Source organism: Phenylobacterium sp. (assembly GCF_036723115.1).
GTDB lineage: Bacteria > Pseudomonadota > Alphaproteobacteria > Caulobacterales > Caulobacteraceae > Phenylobacterium.
The window spans coordinates 18,435-36,272 of record NZ_DAIMHV010000004.1; the positions used below are offsets into that span (position 1 = coordinate 18,435).

The 17,838-nt window shown below is 68.9% G+C and carries 16 protein-coding genes; 9 read left to right on the forward strand and 7 right to left on the reverse strand.

All coding sequences use genetic code 11. The features are described from left to right. Positions 1–42 precede the first annotated feature (42 nt). A complete protein-coding gene (locus V7D28_RS01040; protein WP_333585495.1) occupies positions 43–2,184 on the forward strand; it encodes a TonB-dependent siderophore receptor in 2,142 nt (713 codons plus the stop codon). Positions 2,185–2,255: 71 nt separating this feature from the next. Here the strand turns inward: V7D28_RS01040 and V7D28_RS01045 are convergent, their stop codons facing one another. Further along, complete coding sequence (locus V7D28_RS01045; RefSeq protein ID WP_333585496.1) at positions 2,256–3,551, reverse strand: CitMHS family transporter; 1,296 nt, start codon at positions 3,549–3,551, stop codon at positions 2,256–2,258. A gap of 181 nt (positions 3,552–3,732) precedes the next feature. Between V7D28_RS01045 and V7D28_RS01050 the strand changes: the two genes are divergently transcribed. Both V7D28_RS01050 and V7D28_RS01055 read left to right on the forward strand, forming a co-directional pair. After that, on the forward strand, positions 3,733–5,115 hold the full coding sequence (locus tag V7D28_RS01050) for an acyclic terpene utilization AtuA family protein (RefSeq protein ID WP_333585497.1): 1,383 nt from the start codon (positions 3,733–3,735) through the stop codon (positions 5,113–5,115). Beyond that, the gene (locus V7D28_RS01055; RefSeq protein ID WP_333585498.1) at positions 5,102–5,410 is read left to right on the forward strand and encodes a DUF4387 domain-containing protein; all 309 of its coding nucleotides are present in this window, start codon (positions 5,102–5,104) and stop codon (positions 5,408–5,410) included. The genes V7D28_RS01050 and V7D28_RS01055 overlap by 14 nt, the downstream gene beginning before the upstream one ends. Positions 5,411–5,424: 14 nt before the next feature. On the opposite strand, the gene leuD is transcribed toward V7D28_RS01055, so the two are convergent. The 4 genes from leuD to V7D28_RS01075 form a co-directional block, all read right to left on the reverse strand. Continuing rightward, complete coding sequence (gene leuD, locus V7D28_RS01060; protein WP_333585499.1) at positions 5,425–6,042, reverse strand: 3-isopropylmalate dehydratase small subunit; 618 nt, start codon at positions 6,040–6,042, stop codon at positions 5,425–5,427. Positions 6,043–6,044: 2 nt separating this feature from the next. After that, on the reverse strand, positions 6,045–7,463 hold the full coding sequence (gene leuC, locus V7D28_RS01065; protein ID WP_333585500.1) for a 3-isopropylmalate dehydratase large subunit: 1,419 nt from the start codon (positions 7,461–7,463) through the stop codon (positions 6,045–6,047). Beyond that, the gene (locus V7D28_RS01070; protein ID WP_333585501.1) at positions 7,460–8,479 is read right to left on the reverse strand and encodes a phosphoglycerate dehydrogenase; all 1,020 of its coding nucleotides are present in this window, start codon (positions 8,477–8,479) and stop codon (positions 7,460–7,462) included. Before V7D28_RS01070 ends, leuC begins: the two co-directional genes overlap by 4 nt. Positions 8,480–8,578: 99 nt before the next feature. Continuing rightward, a complete protein-coding gene (locus tag V7D28_RS01075; protein ID WP_333585502.1) occupies positions 8,579–9,337 on the reverse strand; it encodes a GntR family transcriptional regulator in 759 nt (252 codons plus the stop codon). A gap of 150 nt (positions 9,338–9,487) precedes the next feature. On the opposite strand from V7D28_RS01075, the gene V7D28_RS01080 reads away from it, so the two are divergent. Beyond that, positions 9,488–10,414, forward strand: coding sequence for a LysR family transcriptional regulator (locus V7D28_RS01080; RefSeq protein ID WP_333585503.1), 927 nt, complete (start codon positions 9,488–9,490; stop codon positions 10,412–10,414). 42 nt (positions 10,415–10,456) lie between these two features. Here V7D28_RS01080 and V7D28_RS01085 read toward each other — a convergent pair whose 3' ends face one another. Further along, a complete protein-coding gene (locus V7D28_RS01085) occupies positions 10,457–11,644 on the reverse strand; it encodes an acyl-CoA dehydrogenase family protein (RefSeq protein ID WP_333585504.1) in 1,188 nt (395 codons plus the stop codon). Between the two features lie 174 nt (positions 11,645–11,818). Between V7D28_RS01085 and V7D28_RS01090 the strand changes: the two genes are divergently transcribed. The 3 genes from V7D28_RS01090 to V7D28_RS01100 are packed head-to-tail and all read left to right on the forward strand — an operon-like array spanning position 11,819 to position 14,724. Further along, the gene (locus V7D28_RS01090; RefSeq protein WP_333585505.1) at positions 11,819–12,958 is read left to right on the forward strand and encodes an amidohydrolase family protein; all 1,140 of its coding nucleotides are present in this window, start codon (positions 11,819–11,821) and stop codon (positions 12,956–12,958) included. 24 nt (positions 12,959–12,982) lie between these two features. After that, positions 12,983–13,828, forward strand: coding sequence for a hypothetical protein (locus V7D28_RS01095; RefSeq protein ID WP_333585506.1), 846 nt, complete (start codon positions 12,983–12,985; stop codon positions 13,826–13,828). Positions 13,829–13,848: 20 nt separating this feature from the next. After that, positions 13,849–14,724, forward strand: coding sequence for a TetR/AcrR family transcriptional regulator (locus tag V7D28_RS01100; RefSeq protein WP_333585507.1), 876 nt, complete (start codon positions 13,849–13,851; stop codon positions 14,722–14,724). On the opposite strand, the gene V7D28_RS01105 is transcribed toward V7D28_RS01100, so the two are convergent. Beyond that, positions 14,721–15,284, reverse strand: a complete 564-nt coding sequence (locus tag V7D28_RS01105; protein WP_333585508.1) for a TetR/AcrR family transcriptional regulator — start codon at positions 15,282–15,284, stop codon at positions 14,721–14,723. The genes V7D28_RS01100 and V7D28_RS01105 overlap by 4 nt on opposite strands. Before the next feature lie 263 nt (positions 15,285–15,547). On the opposite strand from V7D28_RS01105, the gene V7D28_RS01110 reads away from it, so the two are divergent. Next, positions 15,548–17,116: an AMP-binding protein gene (locus V7D28_RS01110; protein WP_333585509.1), complete on the forward strand. Its 1,569-nt coding sequence runs from the start codon at positions 15,548–15,550 to the stop codon at positions 17,114–17,116. Between the two features lie 86 nt (positions 17,117–17,202). Beyond that, complete coding sequence (locus tag V7D28_RS01115; RefSeq protein ID WP_333585510.1) at positions 17,203–17,817, forward strand: molybdenum cofactor guanylyltransferase; 615 nt, start codon at positions 17,203–17,205, stop codon at positions 17,815–17,817. Positions 17,818–17,838: the final 21 nt, after the last annotated feature.

The following is a 17,838-nucleotide window of genomic DNA, read 5'->3' on the forward strand; positions in this document are numbered from 1 at the left end:
GGTCCGCCCTTCGCCAAATGCCATTGGGCCGCCGGCGCCAGCTTGTCCGTTCTTCTTGGGGCCTGGCCCCTCGCCGCTATCGCCGATGAGGCCCAGGCCGATACGGCCACCACCGTGCGCTCGGTTCTCGTGGATGGTTCGCGCGGCGCCTACGCCCCGCCGCCGGTGTCGATCGGCGGCAAGGAGCCGGTCTCGGTCCTGGATGTCCCCAACACCGTCAGCGTCATCACCCGGCAGCGGATCGAGGATCAGAACCTGGTGACCATGGTCGACGCCCTGGCCCAGGTCCCTGGCGTCTATGTCACCACCTGGGACGGCCTGATCGGCCAGATCCGCTCCCGCGGCTATCTGCTGGACGTGTCCTATGACGGCATTCCCGCCTGGAACAGCGGACAGGCGCAGGAGTTCGACCTGATCGTCTATGACCAGATCGAGGTGCTGCGGGGACCGGCGGGCATCTTCAAGGGCTCCGGCCAGCCCAGCGGAACGGCGAACTTCGTGCGCAAGCGCGCACCCCGCGCCTTTAGCGGCTCCGTCGCCGCCTCTGTCGGCAGCTGGGACAACTATCGGATCGAGGCCGATATGGGCGGCCCCATCGCCCTGGAGGGTCGCCTGCGCGGTCGGGTGGCCGGTTCCTATCTGCAGCGGGACTTCTTCGTCGACCGGTCCCACGAAGAGAAGATCGTCGCCTACGGCACGGTGGACTTCGACATCACGGAGCGCACCCTGGCCTCGCTGGCGGTGACCTATCAGGATGACCAGGGCGACGCCATGAGCATGGGCCTGGCCAACTACGTCCTGGCCGGCCACCCGCTGAACAACCAGTTCCTCAACGCCCCGCGCTCGACCAACCAGTATCCGGACTGGAACCTCAACGTCTATGAGACGATCGAATACGCCGCCGACCTGCGCCACCAGTTCGACAATGGCTGGGTCCTGCGCTCCAAGGCGACCTACCGTGAGCAGCAGAAGATCTTCACCGACGGCTATCCCACCCCGGGCATCGGCCTGAACCCGGTCACCGGGCGCTTCGCAAGCTACAACCGCCGCACCAATGACGGGACCACCGAGCGGACGGGTGTGGACCTCTATGCCTCCGGCCCCCTGCGCCTGCTCGGGCGCGAACACAATCTGACGGTGGGCTACAGCTACGAGTTCTACGAGAACATCAATCGGGGGATTAGCAACGTGCCCTATACGGGCGCCCCCGCCGGCTCGGGGATCGCTCTGGGTGAGGCGGCGAACGTGCCGCGCCCCAACTTCGTCTACAATAACGGCGGGCATACCCGCACCGAACAGACAGGCTTCTACGGTCAGGGCCGCTTCGAAATCCTGGACGGCCTGACCCTGGTCCTGGGCGCCCGTCTGAGCGACTTCGACTCCAGGTTCCGCAACATCGCCCCGAGCCCGACGCCCACGGCGTTCCGCAGCCAGGGCCGGGAGACCGACTTGATCACGCCCTATGGCGGCTTGGTCTATTATGTTCGGCCCAATATCAGCCTCTATGGGAGCTATTCCGACATCTTCATCCCGCAGACCGCGCTCAAGTGGGATGGCGGGTCAGGAACGCCCCTGGACCCCCGCGTGGGCAAGCAGGCCGAGGTGGGGATCAAGGGCAGCTTCTTCGATGACGGCCTGATCGCCTCGCTCGCGGTCTTCCGGACGCGGGAGGTCAACCGCTCCTTCGCCGACGTGGCCCACCCCGGCTTCTTCCTGCAACTGGGCGAGGTGGAAGTCCGAGGGGCGGATTTCGAAGTGAACGGCCGTCCCTGGGCGGGGCTCGACCTTTCGTTCGGCTATTCCTTCCTGGAGACCGAGCATGTGGCCAATTCCAATGCCAGCCTGGTGGGCGCGGCCTTCAGCACCTGGGAGCCCAAGCGCACCCTGAAGGCCTTCGCCAAGTTCACCCCCAGCGCGCCGGGCTGGGACCGGGCGTGGATCGCCGCCGGCGTCCAGGCTCAGAGCACCCTGGTGGGCGGCGGGGTTCCGGGCGTCCGCGAACAGGAGCCCTATGCCGTGGTGAGCCTGCACGGGGGCTATCCCCTGACCCCGCGCCTGACGCTCTCGGCCTCGGTGAACAACCTCTTCGACGAGGTCTATTACGCCCGGGTGGGCGGACCAAACACCTACAACACCTATGGCGACCCGCGGAACTGGACCCTGGTCCTGCGGGCCCGCTTCTGATCTGAGCCTGAGGGCGCGGCCGGTTCTACCCCGACCCGGCCGCGCTCAGCGCCAGCGTGCGGCGACAACACCTAGGGAACAAAGATCGCGCCGGTGACCATGGCCGCGGCCGTGGAGACAAGCGCCAGGAGGATGGCCCAGGGCAGTCCGAAGCGTTGCAGCTGTCCGACGTCGGCCCGGATCAGGCTGGCCACCAGATAGATCGGCGCAATGAACGGGCTGAGCGCATGCAGCGGCATGCCCATGAGCGCGGCGCGTCCGATCACCTCCGGCGGCACGCCATAGGCTGCGCCGGTGGCGCCCAGGACCGGAACGATGCCGAAATAGAAGGCGTCGTTGGACATGAACATCAGCAGCGGCATGCTGATCAGCGCCGTGATCGGCCCCATATAGGGCCCCAGGGGCGCGGGGATGGCCACCACCAGGCTCTGAGCCATGGCCTCGATCATGCCCGTGCCGCTGAGGATGCCGGTGAAGGCCCCCGCCCCGAAGATCAGGGACACCATCATCAGTATGGTCTCGCCATGGGCGGCCAGGGCGGCCTTCTGCTCGGCCAATCGGGGGAAGTTCAGGGTCACGGCGATGGCGAAGCCGCCCATCACCACCGCCGGCAGCGGCGCTATTCCGCTGAGCATGCCGCCGATGAGGCCCAGGGTCAGCAGCAGGTTGAGGATCAGATTGCGGCTCTGCCGGAGCGGCGGCTCCACGGGGGGATGGGTGTCGGCCAGGTCCGGCGCGGCCTGGCCGCCACGCGCCAGACGGCGCTGCTCCATACGCCCGAGGCCGTAGGCCAGGGCCAGCACCGCCAGGAGCGACAGGCCGAGCGCCGGCAGAAGTGGGCCGACGATGTCCATGACATCGACCCTGAGCGCCATGGCCGCCCGGGCCGCCGGCCCGCCCCAGGGCAGCCAGTTCATCAGGGTGTTGCTGAGGCCCAGCAGCACGGCGAGGATCAAGGGGTTCAGCCCCAGACGCCGGTAGACCGGATACATGGCCGAGATGGTCACGATGGCGCTAGTGGCGCCGTCCCCATCCAGCGAGACGATCATAGCCAACACGGCTGAGCCCACCACCACCCGGACGGGATCATCCCCGGTGACCTGCAGGATCTTGCGCACCAGGGGCTCGAACAGCCCGGCCTCGATCATCACGGCGAAGTAGAGAAGGGCGAAGATCAGCATCAGGGCGGTGGGCGCCACCTCCACCACGCCTTCCAGCATCATGTCGCCCAGCCCCGCCCCCGCGCCGGCGATCAGGCCGAAGACGATGGGCGTCAGGATCAACGCCGCCACCGCCGACAGCCGCCGGGTCATGACCAGGACCATGAAGGTCGCCAGGCAGGCGAAGCCAAGTATCGCCAGGTTCATGAGCGCCCTCCTGCTGGCCCGGGCGTCGCCGCCCGTGCGGCCCGCCCCACCGGCCGCTTAGCCCGCCCCGTGAGCGAACGTCAATATTTTGCATCCAGTTTGTTGACCGAATGGGGCCACTCTCGCTAAGCCTCGACGAAAGGCGGTTGAAGGACGAGGGATCGGGATGGAAGACGGCCCAGTGAAGATACTCGTGCCGGTGGGCTCACTGGGCGCGGGGGTCCGGGAAGAGGAGCTGCAGTTCGGCTTGGCTCGCGGCGCGCAGGCCATCGCCACCGACGCCGGGTCCACCGACAGCGGCGCGGCCTATCTGGCGCTCGGCAAGTCCAAGAATGACCGCAGCTCGGTGAAGCGCGACCTCGCCCTCTTGATGAAGGCCGGCGCGGAGGCCGGGATCCCGGTGATCGTCGGCACCTGCGGCCAGGCCGGGGGCGACCGCAACCTCGACTGGACCCGTGACATCGCCCTGGAGATCGCCGCCGAACTCGGTCTGAAGCCGAAGATCGCCCTGCTCTATTCCGAACAGGACAAGGCGGTTCTGAAGGCCAGGAACGCCGCGGGTCGGATTCGTCCCCTGCCCCCGCACGGCGCCCTGGACGACGCCGACATCGAGGCCTGCGACCACATCGTCGCGGCCATGGGCGCCGAGCCCTATATCGCAGCCCTCAGCCAGGGCGCCGACCTGATCCTGGGGGGACGCACCACCGACACGGCCGTCATCGGCTGCTTCGCCCTGTGGCGCGGCGCCCACGCCGCGGCGTCCTGGCATGCCGCCAAGGTCGCCGAATGCGGCGCCCAGTGCACGGTCAACACCGGGGACGGCGCAGGCGTGCTCATCTCGGTGGGCGCCGACGGGTTCGAGGTGGAGCCGCTCAGCCCCTCCAACCGGTGCAGCCCGCACAGCGTTTCGGCGCACATGCTCTATGAGAACAGCAACCCGTTCCGCCTGACCGAGCCCGGAGGCGTGCTGGACGTCACCGAGGCGACCTACACCGCGGTGGACGCGCGCACCGTTCGGGTGACGGGCTCCCGCTGGGAGCCGCAGCCCTACACCATGAAGCTGGAAGGCGCCGCATCGGGACGGTTCCAGACCCTCATGCTGATCGGCATCCAGGATCCCGAGGTGCTGTCGCGCCTGGAAGAGTTCCACGACAAGCTGCTGCACGCCCTCTATCAGCGCACGCGGCGCACCATTGGCGAGGCGGCCGGAGACTTCCACATCTCCCTGAGGTTCTATGGCTGGAACGCCGTCTCCGGAGACAGGCCTCCCCCCGGCACGCCTGCGCCCCGGGAGGTGGGCGTGCTGTTCATCGCCACCGCCGACAGCCAGGCCATGGCCACCCAGATCGCCAACACCTGCAACGCCTACTTCTTCCACTTCCCCCTGCTGCGCGACAAGGAGCTGCCCAGCTACGGCTTCGCCTTCACCCCGGCGGAGGTCGAGCGCGGCCCCATCTATGAGTTCAAGCTCAACCATGTGGTGGAGATGGAAGACCCCATGGAACTCGTGCGCACGCGGTGGATCGACCTGTCAGACGAAGGATCCGCCCATGCCGACCGTTAAGGACGTCTGCCATCATGTCCGTTCGAAGAACGCCGGGCCCTTCTGGGTGACCTTCGATCTCTTCTTCGACGGCGCGGAGAGCTTCGCGAAATACGCCGAGGCGCCGGCCCTGGGACCGCCACTCTTCGCGCGGCTGTTCGGCGCTGATCCCGCCTTCGTTCAGCGCTTCCCCGTGCCGAGCCTGAACATGGTCAAGATCTCCTACGCCCGGACGAAGCCCCAGGGCGGGATGGTCGAGCGGGACATGCATTGCGGCCAGCAATATGTCCGCCTGCTGGACGTGGAGCTCGACTGAGCGCCGCAGGCCGCTCAGGCGCCGGACGGGGCCAGCCAGGGGTGACGCGCCAGATGCGCGGCTTCGAACGCCCGGATTTCGTCGGCCCGGGCCAGAGCCGCCCCCACCGCGTCCAGGCCGTTCAGCAGGGCGTGGCGTCTGGGAGCGTCGATCTCGAACCGCCAGGCGCCGCCGGCGCCCGAGATGGTCTGAGCCTCCAGGTCGACGCTCAGCCGGCTGGTCTGTGGCCGCGACACGCGATTGAGCAGCGCCTCCACATCGGCTGGCGGCAAGGTCACGGCCAGGAGGCCGTTGCGGGCGCAATTGTCGAAGAAGATGCCGGCGAAACTGGTCCCGATGAGGGCGCGGATTCCCAGCTGCGCCAGGCCCCAGACGGCATGCTCCCGGCTTGAACCGCATCCGAAGTTCGGTCCCACCACCAGGAAGCGCGCCTCCCGCCAAGGCGCCCGGTTGAGGACGAAGTCCGGCCTCTCCGCGCCGTCCTCGCAAAACCGCAGATCAAAGAAGACGCCGCGGTCCAGACCCGCGCGATCGACGCCCTTCAGGAACTGCTTGGGCATGATGACATCGGTGTCGATATGGGCGGCCGGCAAGGGCGCTGCGATCCCTTCGACCCGTCGGAACGGCTCCATGCCTAGTCCTCCCTCCGGCGCACATCGGCCAGCCGCCCCGCGATGGCCGCCGCCGCCACCATGGCCGGGCTCATCAGATGCGTGCGGCCGCCCGCGCCCTGGCGGCCCTCGAAATTGCGGTTGGTGCTCGAGGCGCACCGTTCCCCCGGCGCCAGGACGTCATCGTTCATGGCCAGGCACATGGAGCAGCCGGACTGGCGCCACTCGAAGCCTGCCGCCAGAAAGACCTGATCCAGCCCCTCAGCCTCAGCCTGACGGCGCACGGCGGTGGAGCCAGGGACCACCATGGCCCGCACCCCAGCGGCCACCTTGCGGCCGCGCAGGACGGCGGCGGCCTCGCGCAGGTCCTCGATGCGGGCGTTGGTGCAGGAGCCGATGAAGGCCCGGTCGATCCGGATGCTTTCCAGCGACGCGCCGGGTTCAAGACCCATGTATTCCAGCGCGCGGGCGGCATCCCGCCGCCGCGATGGCGTGGCCTCGGCCGCAGGGTCGGGCACGCGGCCGAGAACAGAGACGGCCTGATCGGGGCTGGTGCCCCAGGTGACCATGGGTTCAATCTCTTCGGCTCGCAGGACTTCTTGACGGGCATAGACGGCGCCGGCATCGGCCTTCAGCTGTCTCCATGACGCCACGGCGGCGTCCCACAGGTCCCCTTTCGGCGCCCTCGGCAGCCCGGAAAGGTAGGCGATCACCTTGTCGTCCGGCGCCGCCAGTGCGCCCCGAGCGCCGCATTCCACGGCCATATTGCAGAGGGTCATGCGGCCCTCGACGCTGAGCGCCTCTATGGTGTCGCCGCAGAACTCGATGGCGTAGCCGGCGGCTCCGTCGGCGCCGATCCGGCTGATCAGGGCCATCACCACGTCCTTGGCGGTGACCCCCACGGGCAGGCGGCCTTCGACTTCCACCTTCATGGGCTGCAGCCTGCGATAGACCACGGTGGAGGTGGCCAGCATGTGCTCGATGTCCGACGTGCCGATGCCGAAACCCAGGGCCCCAAACGCGCCATAGGTGGTGGTGTGGCTGTCGCCGGCGGCCACCACCATGCCCGGCAGGATCAGGCCCAGCTCCGGGGCCACCACATGCTCGATCCCTTGGTTGGGATGGAGGATATCGAACAGCTCGATACCGAAGTCCCGGCAGTTGCGGCTGAAATAGGCCACCTGTTCGGCCCCGCCCGTGTCGGGCATTTCGGCTGTGCGAACCGGCGCGGTGGCGTTGACGTGATCGACCACGCCCAGCAGGCGTTCCGGCCGCCAGACCTCCCGCCCGGCTTCCCGCAAGCCTGTGAAGGCCTGGGGGCTCGTATATTCGTTGAGGACGCTGCGATCGACATAGAGCAGCACCGTGGCGCCGTCGGCGTCCAGCCTGGCCACGGTGTGGGCGTCGACCAGCTTGTCATAGAGGGTACGGGGCGAGGTCATGGGCGCGCGCCCCGGCCGGGGCGGCCGTCGGCCACGACGCAGCCGGCCGGCGGGTCCTGTCCCTCGAGGACGGCGACCACGCAGCGGGCGGCGATCATATTGGTGCGGGCCAGCCCCTCGCGGGTGGAGGCGCCGGCATGGGGGGCGGCGATCACGTCCGGCCGGGCGATCAGGGCGTCTGTGACCGGCTGCAGGGCCGGATCGCTCTCGCTTTCGAAGACGTCCAGTCCGGCGCCGCCCAGGCGTCCGGCCTCAAGCGCCGCCAAGAGGTCGCGGTCGCAGACCAGGCCGCCGCGCGCCGTATTGATCAGAAAAGCGCCCGGCGCCATCCGCGCCATGGCCGCGGCGTCGATCATGTGACGGGTGGCGGGCGTCAGCGGGGCGTGCAGAGTGACGTAGGCGCTCTGCGCCAGCAGGGTCTCCAGATCGACGATCCGCACCCCGGTTCGGGCGGCGTACTCGGGATCGGGCCGGGAGGTGGCGACCAGCACCTCAGCCTCGAAGCCGCTCAGGCGCTGGACGACGCTGCGCCCGATGCGGCCCAGCCCGACGACCCCGACGGTCTTGCGATAGAGATCGGAGCCCATGAGGATGGACCAGGCGCCGGCGTTCATCTGCGCCTGGGCTTCGCGAAAGCGGCGGCCCAGGGCGATCATCATGCCGATGGCCTGATCGGCCACCGAGGCGTCGTTGCCGCCCGCGGCGATGGTCACCACCCGTCCGAGGTCTGCCGCGGCCTGCAGGTCCACCCGCTCATAACCGACGCCGCGACGGGCGACGACGGCCAGGTGCGGCAGGGCGGTGAGCAGGAAACGGGTGACCCTGGCATGGCCGACGATCCAACCCTGTGCCCCCTTGAGCAGAGCCGCCAAGGTGTCGTGGTCAAGGCCGCCATCGGCCTCGCCCGGCGGAAGGTCGGCGAGCACGACCTCGCAACCCGCCGACTCCAGATAGGCGATGGCGGCGGCGTCGAAGAACCGCTGGGTCACCACCACCCGTCGACTGCTGCGCGTCATCCTGCACCTCCCTTGGACGAGGGTGCGGTAACCCGGCGCGGCGCGGACAGGCCAAGGCCGGTTGCGCATAAGCCTATGCGCAGGTCTTTTCGGATCGGATCAGCGAGTGGCGATACTGTGCAGGCGCGCCTTGGTCCGCAGGACGTGTTCGCGCATCAGGTCGCCAGCCGCGCCGCTGTCGCCGCGCCGGATGGCTTCGAGGATCTCTTCGTGCTCGGCCTGCGAGGTCAGGATGAAGTCCGGCGGGGTGGGCGGCACCTCGCGCAGCCGGAGCGGCACGTGGTCGGCCACGGCCGGACAGAGCCGGGCGGGATCGCCGAACAGCGGATAAAGCAGGGTCATGCGGATGGCGCTGCGCAGGACCGTGTTCTGCGAGGCCAGCTGGATCCCCCGGTGAAACAGGCGGTTGATGGCGTACCAGTCCCGCTCAATGGCTTCCGACCAGCGGCCTTCCGCCAGCAGGGCGCCGCCGCGGGCCACCAGGGCCTCGATCTCGCTCAGAGCCTCGGCGCTCCACCCCATCTCCACGGAGAGCCGGCAGCCCAGGCCCTCCAGCTGGGCGCGGACGTCGATGGAGTCGAGGATGTCGCTGAGCCTCATGCTCTGGACGGTGTAGCCGCGATTGACCCCGTAGCTCACCAGGCCCTCGGCGGAGAGCACCGCCAGGGCGCTGCGCACGGGCGTGCGCGAGACGTTCATCTCGGTGGCCAGGGCCTCGGCGCGCAGCCGGCTGCCAGGCGGCAGACGTCCCTGGACGATCTGTTCGCGCAGGTGCGTGAGGACGGTGTAGGTCGCAGGCTCGGTATAGGGTTCGGTGCTCGCCGCCCCGAACGACGCCAGCCATCCGTCACCTGTCATCCCGCGCCTCCTCCCGCCAAACTTCTGCGCCGCAACGCTAGGCCCCGGATACACCAACACGCACCGATTCAGCGCCCCCGCGGGCGTGGCGTCGATGGGGTGCTAATCTAAACGCCCCAGCTTGCGGGACCCAACTTCAGGAGACGGCGGATGGAACTGGCCTGGCTCGACGACTTCCTGGCCTTGGCCGCGCACCTGAACTTCTCGCGCGCCGCCGAGGCGCGGAACATCTCCCAGCCCGCCTTCAGCCGCAGGGTCCGGATGCTGGAGGATTGGCTGGAGGCGCCGCTGTTCAGCCGCGACACCCACCGAGTGGAGCTGACCGCCGCGGGCGCCGAATTCCTGCCTATCGCCCAGGAGATCGTCCGCCGCATCGCCTTTGGCCGGGAGCGGGTGCGCGAAGCCTCCGAGTTGGCCGCCAATCGCCTGCGCATCGCCTGCACCAATGTGCTCTCGCTGACCTATTTTCCGGCCTGGCTGCAACGGCTGGAAGCCGGCGACGCCGCCTCGCCCCCGAACATCAGCCTGGTCACCGACAGCATGGCCGACTGCGAGCGCCTGATGATCGAGGGGCAGGCCCAGTTCATCCTCTGCCACCACCACGCGGCCGCAGCCACCGCCTTGGATTCCGCCGCCTTTGTCAGCCTGGACGTGGGCGCCGACACCCTGGTCCCGGTCAGCGCCCCTCTGACGCCTGCGACCGCCGCGCCACGCCATTCCCTGCCCGGTTCAGCCGACGCCCCGACAGCGCACCTGGCCTTCAGTTCGGCCTCCGGCATGGGACGCATCATTTCCATGAGCCGCGCCGCAGGCGGCCCGGCGGCGTGGCTGACACCGGTCTTCACCGCCCATCTCGCCATGGTGCTGCTGATCATGGCCCGGGAGGGGCGCGGCATGGCCTGGCTCCCCTTAAGCCTCGTCGCCGCCGATCTGGAGGCCGGACGACTGGTCCGCTGCGCGGAGGCCAGCGACTGGGACATCCCCATCGGCATCCGCCTGCACCGCCCGCGCGCCCGGCAGAGCCCGGCGGCCGAAGCCTTCTGGGCCCAGGCCCAGGCCGCGGCGGCGCAGCGGTGAGGCGACGGGATCAACGGCGAAATCGCGGGGTCGCCCTGTCGATCAGGTGGCGGCGCCCAGGGGATCGGGCAGGCCCAGGATGCGCTTGGAAATGATGTTGTTCTGGATCTCATAAGAGCCTGCATAGATGGTCGAGGCCTTGCCGGAGAGCCATTCGCGGGTGTTGGCCAGGGCGTCGGCGTCGAACGCCTCGCCCTCCCAACCGAGGCCGCCAGTTCCGTAAATCTCCAGCAGAAGTTCAGCCCGAGTCTGGTTCACCACCGAGGAGACGTTCTTCAGGATCGAGGTGGCCGCGCTGGGGCCCGCCCCCTTCGCCTCGGCCGCAGCCCGGTCCATGGTGAGGCGCAGCAGCTTCTTGTCCATCAGATGCTCGGTGAGGCGCCGGCGCAGGTCATGATCGGTAAGGCGCCCTGACCGATCGAGCCCGATCTGCTCGGCGGCGACCTGATTCAGGGGCCGCCCCTCCCCCGGCCGGGCCGGGGCGTCCTCGCTGCGCTGGCGCTCGTACTGGAGCAGCCGCTTGCCCACCGTCCAGCCGCCGTTCAACGGCCCCACCAGGTTCTCCTTGGGGACCCTGACGTCGGTGAAGAAGGTCTCGCAGAAGGGCGAAGAGCCGGAAATCAGCTGGATCGGACGCACCTCCACCCCCGGCGAGCGCATGTCGATCATCAGGAAGGAGATGCCCTCGTGCTTCTTGCTGGTGTCTGTGCGCACCAGGCAGAAGCACCAGTCGGCGTGCTGGGCGCCGGACGTCCAGATCTTCTGGCCATTGACCAGGAAGTGGTCGCCCTTGTCTTCAGCGCGGGTCTGGAGCGAGGCCAGGTCCGATCCCGCGCCCGGTTCCGAATAACCCTGGCACCACCGCCGTTCGCCGCGGGCAATGGGCGGGATGTGACGCTGCTTCTGCGCCTCGGTCCCGTATTCCAGCAGGGTGGGGCCGAACATGCGCACACCCATCGACCAGCCGATGGGATTCCAGCCGCCCGCCCTGCGGATTTCCTCGCGCACGACCCGGGCTTCGGCCGGAGAGAGGCCGCCGCCGCCATACGCCGCCGGCCAGGTCGGGGCGCCCCAGCCCCGAGCGCAGAGGCGCTGTTTCCAGAGGTCGAAGGCGGCCGTGTCGTCAGGCTCGCGCTGTCCGATCACCGGCGCCCGGCCGGCCAGCTCCGCCGGAAAGTTCGCCGCCACCCAGGCGCGGGCCTCCTCCCGCAGGGCTTCAAACTCGGTCACGGCGGCCTCCTTGCGACGGGGTCAGACCGATTGCGTAGATTTGATTGGTGCGACCGTCAACATAGCCAGAGCGGCAGAATATCGGTTTCGCAGCACCACATCCGGCGATGGTTGCGTCGTGGCGGAACATATGTATTGGTTGCTTCGTCAGAATGTGCCGAGGCGGAGGAAACCATGGCCCCCTATGCGAGCGGGCGCGTCTATCACGACGCCGACAGCCATGTGATGGAGCCCGGAGACTGGCTCATCCCCCATGCCGACGGCCCGCTGCTGGCCCATCTGAAAGCTCGAAAGTCCGCGGAGCGGATCGAAACCCAGGTGGCCGCCGCCCGGGCCCGCGCAACCGATCCGGAGGCCGCCCGGCGAGCGGCGGAAAAGCTGGTAGACGGCCCCAAGGGCTGGATCGCCTATGGCGCCTTCGACGCGCAGGAGCGCCGCCGCGCCCTGGATGAACTGGGCTTTTCCCGGCAGCTGGTCTTCGCCACCTCGTCCATCGCCCACTTCCGCGACAGCAAGGACCCCGAGGTCCTGTTCGCCGGGGCCCGGGCGCACAACAAGGCCATGGCCGCCTTCTGCGCCGATCCGCGCCTGATCGGCGTCGGCTTCGTGCCGCTGGACGATCCGCAGAAGGCGGTCGAAATCGCCCAGGAGGCCATCGCGCTGGGCTGCGGCGCCTTCTGGGTGCCCTCCACCCCGGCGGGAGACCGGTCGCCCGGCCACCCGGACCTGGATCCCTTCTGGTCGCTGCTGGCCAAGAACCGCATCCCCTTCATGCTGCACATCGGCCAGGGGTCGCGGGTCCTTCCCAAGGCCTACAACAACAATGGCAAGCCGCGCTCGCCCGACCTGCACGGCGGGGGCGAGAACCTGAGGTTCCAGGACTTCATCGTCCTGCCCTTCTCGGCCCAGATGTTCCTGGCGGCCATGGTCTATGACGGCCTTTTCGACCGGGTCCCGGACCTGCGCGGGGGCGTGATCGAGTTCGGCGCGGCCTGGGTCCCCGGCTTCCTGCGCCAGATCGACCTCGGCTATCGGAGCTTCTCCAAGACCGACCCGCAGCTGAAGGCCCTGGCCCTGAAGCCGTCTGAATACATGCGCAAGCACATCAAATTCACCCCCTTCCCCGGGGAGGATGTGGGCCACCTGATCGCCGACGCCGGCGCCGAGCTCTTCCTGTTCTCCAGCGACTATCCTCATCCGGAGGGCACGACCGACCCGATCGGCCGGTTCGAGCGGACCTTCGCCGAACTCACCGAGGATGAACGCGAGCGCTTCTACAGCCGCAATTTCGAAGAAATGATGGGCGCGTTCTAGAACGCCCGCCTCAGGGAGAGACCCATGGGCGACCCGGTCCAGGACAGGATCATCGAGGGCGAGTTCCGCACGCCCCATAACGGATTCCAGCAGGCGCCGGGCTCCATCCACAATGACGCGGTGGCCTCCAAGCTCGGCTTCAAGGGCGGCACGGTGCCGGGCTCGGTCCACATGGACCAGTTCGCGCCCATGCTGATGGAGGCCTATGGCGCCGACTGGTTCGCGCGCGGGAGCCTGTCGCTTCACTTCACCCAGGCCACGGTGGACCGCGAGCCGGTGAAGGCGGTGATGGCCGTCGGCGGCCAACGATCGCGCCTGACCATGTTCAACCGGGAAGGCGATCAGGTCTGCGTCGGGACGGCGAGCGGCGAGACCCGCGATCCGGAGTCGGAAATGGCCCAACGGATGGCCGCCCAGAGCCAGGCCGCGCCCGGGACCCTGCGCATCCTGGCCGGCTACGCCATCGGCGACGTCAACACCGACATTCCCATGCGCATCGAGCGTGACGCGCTGGAGAAATCGCTCGGCCGGATCACCGAGCGGCTGCCCATTTACGATGAGGGGGTCCTCCCCCCCTCTCACCTCGTGCGGCTGGCCCATATCAGCCGCCCCACGGTGCTGGCCAAGGTGAACCAGTCCGTGGGCCTCTTTGGCGCGCTGGAGATCCGCATCGCCGACGGACCGCTGCGCGCGGGCCATGACTATGTCGGGCGGACCACCATGCTGAAGCTCACCGAAAGTCCCCGGACGGAGAACGCCTGGTACGATGTGGACATCGCCGATGCGGCGACCGGGCGGGATGTGGCCACAGTCACCTTCATGATCCGCTTCATGAAGGCCTCCTCCCCCCTCTGGGCCAGGGACGCCTGACAGAGTAAGCCTTGCGGTCCATGGCCGCGTCGCAACTCCAGACCCCGCCCCCCACGCCGCCGCGCCTGACGCGGGAGGCGCTGTACGACGAGGTGTGGGCGACGCCGCTTTCCACCCTGGCCGCCCGCTGGGGGATCAGCCGCAACGGCCTGGCCAAGATCTGCGACCGGGTGATGGTGCCCTATCCCGGACGCGGCTACTGGAACGCCCAGAAGGCGGCGCGTCCGCCGCTGCCGCCGGCGCCGGCGGGCGCCGAGGCGGTCATCGACCTGTCCAAGCGCGCCAGGCGCGCCCGGCGCGACCGGACCCGGCTGTCGCCCGAGGCGCGGCAGGACCAGCTGATGGCTGCGGCCGCCGCCATCATCACGGCCGAAGGCCTGCATGCGGCGACCATGAAGCGGATCGCCCGCGAGACGGGCCTGAGCGAGGCCCAGGCTCACAACCTCTTTCCCCGTCGCGCCGACCTGCTCACCGCCCTGGCCCGACGCGAGCTGGCCGCAATGAACGACGAGCGGCAGGCCGAGATCGAACGGGGGCAGGACAATCTCACCCGTGTCACCCTCTCGACCCTCGCCTATCTGCGCCAGGTGGAGCAGCGCGGCGCCCTGATCCAGCGCCTGCTCAACAGCCCCGAGGTGCGCGCCGGCCTGCGCGCCGAACGAGAGGCCCAGAGCGGCTATTCCCGGCGGCGCATGACCGAGCGGCTGCAGACGCGCTATGGGGTCGAGGCCGACCTCGCCCGGGGCGCCACCGTGGTGCTGACCGCCGTCTGTCTGCGGGCAGGCCGCCTGCTGGCCGAGGGGAAGATTCCCCTGGCCATGGCCGAGCGGCTCAGTCTGGCCATCGTCACCGGCGGCAACCGCGAGATCGTTCGGGAGGGCCGGACCGGCCCCTAGCCCAGGTCCGGCGTCAGCGCGCGCAGGGACGACCCGATCAGCCGCCGGTTGAGCTCGCGCCCCCGCGTCAGGGGCAGGTCCCCCGCATGGACCATGCGGCCGGTCTCCTCCGGGATGGTGGTCAACAGGCTGACCGCGGCGACGGCCTCCTTGGGGGACAGCCGCAGGGTGAGGCGGGCGGTGCGCGCCAGGCGCCGGGCGATGCGGTCGCGCACGGCTGCGACGGCGGGATCGATCCGGCCGGCCATGAAGGGATCACGCAGGATGATGTGGACCACGGGTCCGGCCTTCGCCACCGCTTCCAGATAGAGATCGGCGCAGGCCTGGGCGGCGTCGAACGGGTCAGGCCGCGCCGCCGCCGCCTCAAGGCCCGCGGCCGTCATCTCCGCAAAACGACGCACCAGCAGGGCGTTGGCCAGATCGGGCTGAGTCGGGAAGTAGGCGTAGATCAGCGCCTTGCTGACCCCGGCCGCCTGGGCGACCTCGGCCAGCGGCAAGGGCAGGCCCCCATGGACCAGTAGAAGCGCCTCGGCGGCCTCGAGAATCCGCTCCCGTCGCACACTGGGGCTAAGCCGGGCGCGCCCACTTGTCTGCGCCGTGTCGGAGCTCATGGCGGAGTTGTGGGCCGCGTCTCTCCAGGGCGCAAGATCAACCGCACAGTTGCGCAGTCGACCTAGTGACATTCGCACCATTAGTGCGTCATATTGGCGCGATCCGCCGGTCGATCAGGAATCTCGACCCGTCCGGATCAAAGGCGATCAAGAAGGTTCGGCCATTGACGAAGACGCCATTGAGAGCGTCGCGGCCGGCGCAGGGAGGCCCCATGGCAGGACGGCTCGACGAGGATTCCGCAAACGCCCTGAAGGCGGCCGCCGAGCTTGGCATGGCGCCGGCCTTCTGGGCCGCGCGCCAGCCGGACAAGGTGGCGGTGTTCGAGATGTCCGGCGCCGCCCGCACCTTTGGCGAGCTCAACGCCAACGCCAACCGCATCGCAAGGCTGCTGCGGGCCAGCGGCCTGGAGCCGGGCGACTCCGTGGCCCTGCTCTGCCCCAACCGGGCGGAATTCGCCGATGTGCTGTTCGCCACCCAGCGCTGCGGCCTGCGCATGACGCCGGTGAACTGGCATCTGACGCCCGAGGAGATCGCCTATGTGATCGACAACTGCGAGGCCAGGGCGCTGTTCGCCGACGCGGCTGTCACCGGCGCCGTGGAGGCCGCAGACCAGTGTCCGCGCCTGAGCCTGAAGGTGGCGATCGGCGCGCCGCCGCCGGGCTTCGTGGATTATGAGGCGGCCCTGGCCCCCCATTCCGCCCACGACATCGAAGACCCGGTGCGCGGCCACACCATGCTCTATTCATCGGGGACCACCGGACGGCCCAAGGGCGTCTATAAGCCCAACGCCCCGATCCCCACCTATGACCCGGCCTATCAGGACGACGACGTCCATTTCTGCACCGGCCCGGCCTATCACGCCTCACCCATGGCCGGGGACGTGCGCAAGGCCCTGGTCAACGGCGTGCCGACGGTCCTGCTGGACCGGTGGGACAATGAGAAGGTTCTGGCCACCATCGAAGCCCGGCGCGTCACCCGCAGCCACTTCGTGCCGATCATGTTCCAGCGTCTGCTGGGCCTGCCTGAAGAGGTGCGCGCCAGATACGACCTCAGCTCCCTGCGGCGCATCTCGCATGGCGCGGCGCCGTGCCCGCCCGAGGTGAAACAGGCCATGATCCAGTGGTTGGGTCCGGTGCTGTTCGAATACTATGCCGGCTCCGAAGGCGGGGTGGGCTTCTGGGTCACCTCCGAGGACTGGCTGAAGAAGCCCGGCACGGTGGGCCGGCGGCCCGATCCGCTGGCGGCGAAGATCCTTGATGAAGCCGGCGAGGAACTGCCCTGCGGGGAGGCCGGGACGATCTATATGCGGTTGGCCGACCAGGGCGGCTTTGAGTACTTTAAGGACGCCGCCAAGACCGACTCCGGCCGCCGCGACGGCTATTTCACCATGGGCGACATCGGCTATTTCGATGAGGACGGCTATCTGTTCCTCACCGGCCGAAGCGCCGAGACGATCATCGTCGGCGGGGTGAACATCTATCCGCAGGAGATCGACAACGCGTTGATCAAACACCCAGCGGTCGCCGATTCCTGCACGGTTGGCGTGCCTCATGAGGAATATGGCGAAGAGGTGCGGGCGGTGATTGAACTTGCCCCCGGCTACGTCCCGTCCGAGGCCCTCAAGGAGGAAATCCTGGCCTTCGCCCGCCAGGCGGTGGCCAAGTACAAGATCCCCCGCGCCGTGGACTTCGCCGACCGCCTGCCCCGCAGCGAAGCCGGCAAAATCCAGCGCAACAAGGTGCGAGCGCCCTACTGGGAAGGCCGCGCCCGGGCGATCTGAGGGCTTTCCTGCCGATCCGGTCGACAGCGCCCGAACCCTTTCCCCCGGCCGTCCGTTTCTCTCCGATCCGGAGGAGGCAGACGCTCATGAGGTTATGCGTGGTGTTGGCCGGCGGCGCGGGCCGCCGCATGGGCGGGCGCAAACCTCAGCGCCTCTATCAGGGGCGCAGCCTCGGCGAACAGGCCCTGGCCCTGGCGGCCGGCTTCGGCGATCAGGTGGCGCTGTCCGTACGCGATCACGCGCAGGCCGAGGGGCTCCCGCCCGTGCCGCTGCTGTTTGACCCTGCTGATATCGAGGGTCCGCTGGCGGGGGTCGTCAGCAGTCTCGACCACGCCGTACGGATCGGGGCGGCGCAGGTTCTGACGATCCCTTGCGACACGCCCCACCTTCCCGATGACCTCTTCTTGCGGCTTGACGCCGCGCTCGCTGATTTCCCCGAGGCGCTCGCCGCCTCGGCCCACGACGGAGAGCGCGATCAGCCCGTCTGCGCCCTCTGGCGCGCGGCGGCGATCACCCCCGTCAGGGACTATGCCAGGTCTGGCCGACGCTCGCTTCGGGGCCTGCTGCAGGATTTGCAGGCTCCCCAGGTCATCTGGGATGACCCCAATGCCAACCTCTTTCTCAACCTGAACACGCCCCGGGATCTGCAGGCCGACAGCTCCTGCGGTCAGGGGGGCCACGAGGCCCAACCGGAGCACTGAGGGCCGGACAACCTGGGGGTC